Consider the following 6,580-nt stretch of genomic DNA (forward strand, 5'->3'; position numbering starts at 1 on the left):
CTGGTTGACGCCGCGCGAGCGGACATAAACCACGCCGGTCTGCCCGCTGGAATTTTCCTTGAGGCCGATGACTTCCGAACTCGAGGACAGAGTGTCGCCGGGATAGACCGGCGCAAGGAAGCGGCAATCCGCATAGCCGAGATTGGCCACGGCGTTGAGCGAGACTTCTGGCACGGTCTTGCCGAACACGATATGGAAGACCAGCAGATCGTCGACCGGGCTGCGGGCATAGCCGATCGACTGCGCAAAGGCGTCGGAAGATTGCACGACGAAACGGGAACCATAGAGCGCGGTGTAGAGCGCGACATCGCCGACCGTCACAGTGCGCGGCGTCGCGTGGACGATCACTTGGCCGAGTCGGAAATCCTCGAAAAAATTGCCCTTGTTGGTCTTGCTCATGACGGCCCCTAGCAGTGCGAATTTGGCTGCCGTGCCTTTAGGCCATGCAAGCGGGCGTTGGCAAGATTGCGTGGGCGTCAACGCTTTGCCGTCGTGCCCAGTTGCTCCAGCTTTGCCAAAATTTCGAGGGTGTCACCTTCCAGGAGCAGCGTCTTGTGCCGCGCGGTGGCGCCGGAGGTAATTTTGATGCGGGACGCGGGGGTTTTGAGGTTTTTAGCCACAAGGGTCACCAGAGCGTCATTGGCCCTGCCATCCTCTGGGACCGCACGCACCCGCGCCTTCAATACGCAGACGCCGTCGGCGAGCGTCTCGATCCCCTCCAGCGCGTCACGCGAAGATTTGGGGGTGAGACGCACATGCAGGACAACGCCGCTTTCGCGCGGCGTCCAGGGTTTGGCCTCGGCGGTCACGTTGTCACATCGAGGCCATCATCAGGCGGCGCACCACCTCGCCCAGCTCCATCTGGATGAAGGAAAGCAGCAGCAGCAGCACGATCGGGGAAATATCCATCCCGCCGATGGGGGGAATGAAGCGGCGGATCGGTCGCAGCGCCGGCTCAGTCAAGGAATTGACGCCGTTCCATACAGAGCGGACCAGGTCGTTACGCATGTTGATGACGTCAAAGGCGAGCAGCCAGGACATCAGCGCCATGACGATGATGACCCACCAATAGAGGTCGATGGCCATGTTGACCACCCGGAACACGGGGATGAGGAAGGCTGCGGCGGACATTGGAACTCCGGGCGAAAGGACAGACGTCGGATGTTTAAGCCGTGGCGGCTTTGCAAACAAGTTTTGTAGGAGTTTTACTCGACAGCAATTGACAGAAAAGCCACCGCGCCCTAAACACGCGCTCCGGAATGGGGCTGTAGCTCAGATGGGAGAGCGCTGCAATCGCACTGCAGAGGTCAGGGGTTCGATTCCCCTCAGCTCCACCAATCCGCCATAGGCTGATTTTAAACTTTTTAATTGGTCATAAGTCGATCTTACAATTCGACCAGCATTGTGGTGCCTACCGATAGTGCTCGGATTTCGGTCGCAACCTAACCGTGGTTGTCACTGAAGCTCCGATCCGATTGAGCCGGATCGGCGCTTCAGTTGTTTCTTTTTCAATTGGCACGATCTGCGGCTCACGCAGCGCTTTTCGCCACGCAACCATCTCGCGGTTCGAGCGTTTTTTTTGAAAGCGCAAGGCTTGGCGCGCCTTTGCGCCCCGATCGTAGTTGGGAGGTCAAGATGAAAAGCTTACGCAATCCGCTTATTGCCGCGGCGGCCCTGTCCGTCCTGTGTCTGATGTCCAATGGCGCGAGCGCGGGTTGCGCGCGTTGGGGGGAAACGGGCTATCACTTCTATCGGTCGTGCTGGGGCCCGTCGGTACTCTACCCGCACCACCGCCATTGTGATCGTAACGGCATTTGCCTTTATTATTGAGCCTCGCCCGACCCTCATCGGGGTGAGAGGGCAGCGAGATAAAGATCGAACTTCCGGCCGGCGACGGCCGGAACCGCGAATTGAACTAGGCGCTCCCGCCATTGTGCAAAACCTGAAATTCTTCGCAAACCCCGCTCAAATGTTTGATTCAAACCTTTCATCCCTGCAAGAATGTGCGCAACATTCATCAGCATAAGTAGGAAATTCGGACGGCGTCATGCGGCGAAATTACTTTCGCCTTGGTGGGGTTTTGGGACTGGCGGGTCTATTGGGCGGGCCCGGCGCCGTCGCGCCTGCAAGGGCCGGAGCATGGAATCCCGAGGCCGGACACGGCGAAGTCATTGTTACTACGTTGTTCGATCAGGCCAATGTCAGTTTCGACCAGGTCGGGCGCTTCACCCCGACGCCACTCTATCGCAGCCTGCAGGCGCAGGTTTTCGTCGATTACGGCGTAACCGACTGGCTCGCGGTGGTGATCAAGCCTTCCGTGCAAAGCTCCTCGCTCGGGTCGCCCGACAATCAGCGCTTCACCGGACTTGGCGACAGCGAGATCGGCGCGCAGGCGCGCCTATGGCGTGACGATTCGACGGTTCTCGCCTTTCAGAGTTCAGTGCGCGCGCCGACCAATGGCGGGGCAACCAACAGCTGGCTCGCCGGAACGCGCCAGCCGGAATATGATTTCCGACTATTGCTCGGCAAGAATATCGCGGTCGGCGCGCTGCCGGGCTTTATCGATGCCCAGGTCGGCTATCGCCTGTGCGCAGGACCGGCGCCGGACGAGGCGCGCTTCGATCTGACCTTGGGCCTTTATGCGACGCAGCGTCTTCTCCTGCTGGCCCAGAGCTTCAATATTGTTTCGTCGCCGTCGGACATTGTAAATTATCCGCAATGGGCGCAGTCCAAGGCGCAACTCAGCCTTGTTTACAGCCTTAATGAATACTGGCGAACACAATTCGGCGCCTATACAACCCTCGCTGGAAAGAACGCTTATCGCGAAAACGGCATCCTCGTCGCCTTGTGGCGGCGGTTCTAGTCCGATTGTGTCAGATCGGGATTCATTTTTTGTGCAACGCGTTCGGTGACCGACCCGGGCAGAAAGAAGAGAAAATGAGCTCAGTCGAGGAGCTTTTCGATCTGGCGAAAGCGGCGCGGGCGCAGGCCTACGCGCCCTATTCGCGCTTTCCGGTGGGCGCCGCCTTGCGCGCGGAAAACGGCGCGGCTTTTTTCGGCTGCAATGTCGAAAACGCCGCCTATCCGCTCGGCCTGTGCGCCGAGGCTTCTGCCATCGCCGCAATGGTCGCCGCTGGGCAACTGCGAATAGCCGAAATTCTTGTGCTGGGGCCGGGGCCGGGGAAAATCACGCCTTGCGGCGCTTGCCGCCAGCGGATCGCTGAATTCGCATCGGAGCGGACCTTGATCTATTGCGCCGATGACCAGGGTCAGACGGATTCCGCGCTACTTTCCCAACTGCTTCCCCGATCCTTCGGACCAGCATCGCTCGCGTAACATCGTTTCGGGAACCTTTCGCCCGGCGGTCCAGAATGGCTGCGCGCAATCTCTAATCTGTGGCAAGGGCAAGCGCTGGGTCGCCCGCAGAAATCCAACTTCGGCTTATTGCGCCGTTTCCGCCGCCCAGGGCATGATCCAGGTTTCAGTCAGGGCACGCGATCCGGCATGGAGAAAGGCGCGAACGTCGGTTGTCTGGCCGGGTTCCACCTGCACGTCGATCATGGCCCGGATGCCGTCGATGTGCGGATTGGATTCCAGTATCGTGCGGGTGATCTTGCCCTGCGACGTCGTCGCCGAAATCTCGATCATATTCGGGTCGTGCTGATAGAAGCCGAGGTCGCCGCCGGTGAAGTCGATAACGAAGCGTCGCTCTCCGACCGCAACCGCCTCGGAGGAACCGAGCGCCTTTGGCGAAGTGTGCCAGGTGTTCTTTACCCGCCCATTCGGCGACAGATCGGAAGCGTCAAGCAGCGAGCGGATGCGGTAGGAATAGTTGAACGCCTTCCCAGCTTCCGGCGGGTTCTTGGGAGTCCAATAGGCGACGATATTGTCCGCCGTCTCGTCCTTTGTCGCGAGTTCGAGCAGTTCGATGCGGCCTTCGCCCCAATCGCCATGCGGCTCGACAAAATAGGTCGGGCGTGTCTCGTAGCTAAGATCGATATCCTGGTAATGCTCAAAATTGCGGTCGCGTTGGACGAGTCCGAAGCCCTTGATGTTATTGTCGGAAAAGGTGGTCATGGTGACGATGCGCGGGGCGCGCAGCGGCCGCCAGATCCATTCTCCGGCGCCGGTGTGCATCAGCAGGCCGTCGGAATCATGTAGTTCCGGACGAAAATCGTCGGAACACTTGCCGCGATCCTCGCCGAAGAAATACATCGAGGTCAACGGCGCTAGTCCGAACTTGACTCCTGCCCGGCGCGGAAAAATGGTCGCGGCGACTTCCATTACGCTTTCGACATTAGGGTAGAGATCGAACCGATAGGCGCCAGTGACCGATGCGCTGTCGAGCAGTGCATAGATCGTCGCCTTTGCGGGATGCTGTTCCGAGGTCTCGATCCAGAACTCGCGGAAGAACGGAAATTCCTCATCGTCGCCGCCGGTAGACACCGCGAGGCCTCTCGCGGAAAGGCCGTAACTCTGGCCGCGTCCGAGGAAGCGGAAGTAGGTGGCGCCGAGAAAGGACACCACCTCGTCCTGGCCACGCGGGCTGTTCAGCGGATAGTGCAGGCGGAAGCCGGCGAAGCCGAGATTAACCGGAAAATTCTTTTCGAATTTGTTGCGGCCGTAATCGAACAGGCTCGAGGAATAGGGCAGGGGGGTCGAAATGCCGTCGCGGATCGTGTTCACCACCACCGTTCGCTTATAAATAAAGCCGGGGTGAAAGGCCTGAAGCCGGAACGGACCATTGCCCGGGCCGAGCGGCGACTTGTCGGCCTTGAAGCGGATATCGCGGTAGGAGTCGAAATCGAGCCTGGTCAAAGCTTCCGGCAATTTCGGCGGGAGGGCGTCGAATGGCGCGTCGGCCAGATCGCGCGCCCGCTTGACCACTTCTTCGAAGCCGAAATGGGGCGCCGGCGGCTGCCCGTTATTGGGGCTCGATGCGCCTTGCGCCAAAGCGCGGGGAGCGAGCGCGGCGGCGCCGGACAAGGCCAGAGCATTAAGCAGGAAGCGGCGGTCGAATTGGGGCATGGGGCGTTTCACTCAGGCAGGCGAATTGGCGCGCGAAAACTCGGGTTGCTGTTCTTGCGCAACCCCAGCAGTTAGCGGCGTTTTGCGGCCGCCGCAAGGCGCCGTTCGGGCTCTAGCGTGGCAAAGAACCCCGTCCATGAAAGCAGGGACGAAAAAATTCGCGGGGCGCGCATTTTTCTCTTGCGTTCGGGGGGGTAAGCCCTATTTATGACCCTGCCCAAATCGCACGTGCCTGTGGTCGTGTGTCGGTTGGCGGGAATCCGGACAAGAGGCCGGGGAACCGCCTGAAAAACAAACCGGCAGCCGGAGGCGAACCGGCGAACTCCGTCTGCACGGAGGATCGCGACTTAAAGCAACGACGGACCGGGCTTTTTCGTCTCTGTCGACCCTCCAAAGGTCGGCTTACCGAAGAGGCTTGTCTTTCTTGCCGGGCGTGCGGAACGGGGTCACCCATTCCAATCGAAGGCCGCTGTAAAACTTGGATGGCATCCGCCCTCCGAGTTCAAGGCGTCCACGGCGCAGCACCCGATCATCCGGTTGCGCGGATTTCCGCGCGTCCGAATGGTCACGGATGGCGTTTGTTTTTGCACGTCGCGTCTCCAACGCGCGATTGCGGACGGCTGACGCCATTCCTCCGAAGCCCATGGTTTTGGCGCGCAAGGGCGCGCCCTTCGAAGGGATGCCGCGATGACCAATCGTATCTTAGAATTCCTGCGCAACCGCCGCGAGGATGGTCCCTGCCTCGTGCTGGACCTCGACGTCGTGCGCGATAATTACGCCGCTTTCGCCAAGGCTTTGCCCGACACGCGCGTATTTTACGCGGTCAAGGCCAATCCGGCCCCGGAGGTCTTGTCGCTGCTCGCGGACCTGGGTTCCTGTTTCGACTGCGCCTCAGTGGTGGAGATAGAGCAGGCGCTGGGCGCCGGCGCGTCACCCGACCGTATTTCCTTCGGCAACACCATCAAGAAAGAGCGCGACATTTTTCGCTCTTACGAACTTGGCGTGCGTCTGTACGCGGTCGATTGCGAGGCTGAGGTCGAGAAGGTCGCCCGCGCCGCCCCAGGGGCTAAAGTGTTCTGCCGCATGTTGTGCGACGGCGCCGGCGCGGATTGGCCCTTGTCGCGTAAATTCGGCTGCGTGCCGAAAATGGCGCCACGCGTGCTCGAACTCGCCCATCGCCTAGGCCTCGAGGCGCATGGCCTGTCCTTCCATGTCGGCTCGCAGCAGCGCAATCCGCGTATGTGGAACCTGGCGCTCAAATCGGCGGCGGGCGTGTTTCGGGAATTGGCCGAACGCGGCATCTCGCTGCAGATGGTCAATCTTGGCGGCGGTTTCCCGACGCAATATCTCAAGCGCGTCTCGGCGGTCCGCACTTATGGCGACGCGATTTTCCGATCCTTGCGACGACATTTCGGCAATCGCATCCCGGAGACAATCATCGAGCCGGGGCGCGGCATGGTCGGCAATGCCGGCGTGATCGAGGCGGAAGTCGTGCTGATCTCGAAAAAGTCCGACGACGACAAGGTGAAGTGGGTCTATCTCGACATCGGCA

General features: G+C 60.3%; 8 protein-coding genes and 1 tRNA gene. 4 read left to right on the top strand and 5 right to left on the bottom strand.

Annotated elements, in window-relative coordinates:
* From ACLP2E_RS01235 to ACLP2E_RS01245, 3 genes are all read right to left on the bottom strand, one after another.
* Positions 1-399 (bottom strand): MaoC family dehydratase (locus tag ACLP2E_RS01235; protein ID WP_442464933.1); only part of this gene is annotated, 399 nt, incomplete at its 3' end.
* Between the two features lie 77 nt (positions 400-476).
* Positions 477-809: a DUF167 family protein gene (locus ACLP2E_RS01240; RefSeq protein WP_442464934.1), complete on the bottom strand. Its 333-nt coding sequence runs from the start codon at positions 807-809 to the stop codon at positions 477-479.
* A 4-nt stretch (positions 810-813) separates the two neighbouring features.
* A complete protein-coding gene (locus ACLP2E_RS01245) occupies positions 814-1,131 on the bottom strand; it encodes a YggT family protein (protein ID WP_442462893.1) in 318 nt (105 codons plus the stop codon).
* Between the two features lie 130 nt (positions 1,132-1,261).
* Here ACLP2E_RS01245 and ACLP2E_RS01250 point away from each other — a divergent pair.
* The 3 genes from ACLP2E_RS01250 (at position 1,262) to cdd (ending at position 3,336) form a co-directional block, all read left to right on the top strand.
* A tRNA-Ala gene (locus ACLP2E_RS01250) sits at positions 1,262-1,337 on the top strand.
* A 710-nt stretch (positions 1,338-2,047) separates the two neighbouring features.
* Positions 2,048-2,863 carry a hypothetical protein gene (locus ACLP2E_RS01255; protein WP_442462892.1) on the top strand — a complete coding sequence of 272 codons (816 nt, stop codon included), beginning with the start codon at positions 2,048-2,050 and terminating at the stop codon, positions 2,861-2,863.
* A gap of 74 nt (positions 2,864-2,937) precedes the next feature.
* Positions 2,938-3,336, top strand: a complete 399-nt coding sequence (gene cdd / locus ACLP2E_RS01260) for a cytidine deaminase (RefSeq protein WP_442462891.1) — start codon at positions 2,938-2,940, stop codon at positions 3,334-3,336.
* 105 nt (positions 3,337-3,441) lie between these two features.
* Here cdd and ACLP2E_RS01265 read toward each other — a convergent pair whose 3' ends face one another.
* Both ACLP2E_RS01265 and ACLP2E_RS01270 read right to left on the bottom strand, forming a co-directional pair.
* Positions 3,442-5,028 carry a glucan biosynthesis protein gene (locus ACLP2E_RS01265; protein WP_442462890.1) on the bottom strand — a complete coding sequence of 529 codons (1,587 nt, stop codon included), beginning with the start codon at positions 5,026-5,028 and terminating at the stop codon, positions 3,442-3,444.
* Positions 5,029-5,430: 402 nt separating this feature from the next.
* Entirely contained in the window at positions 5,431-5,688 is a 258-nt protein-coding gene (locus tag ACLP2E_RS01270; protein WP_442464935.1) for a hypothetical protein, read from the bottom strand.
* A gap of 27 nt (positions 5,689-5,715) precedes the next feature.
* Here ACLP2E_RS01270 and ACLP2E_RS01275 point away from each other — a divergent pair.
* The coding region (locus ACLP2E_RS01275) for a type III PLP-dependent enzyme (RefSeq protein ID WP_442464936.1) at positions 5,716-6,580 on the top strand (865 nt) is incomplete at its 3' end.

The sequence above is a fragment of the Rhodoblastus sp. genome (assembly GCF_052145335.1).
Lineage (GTDB): Bacteria > Pseudomonadota > Alphaproteobacteria > Rhizobiales > Beijerinckiaceae > Rhodoblastus.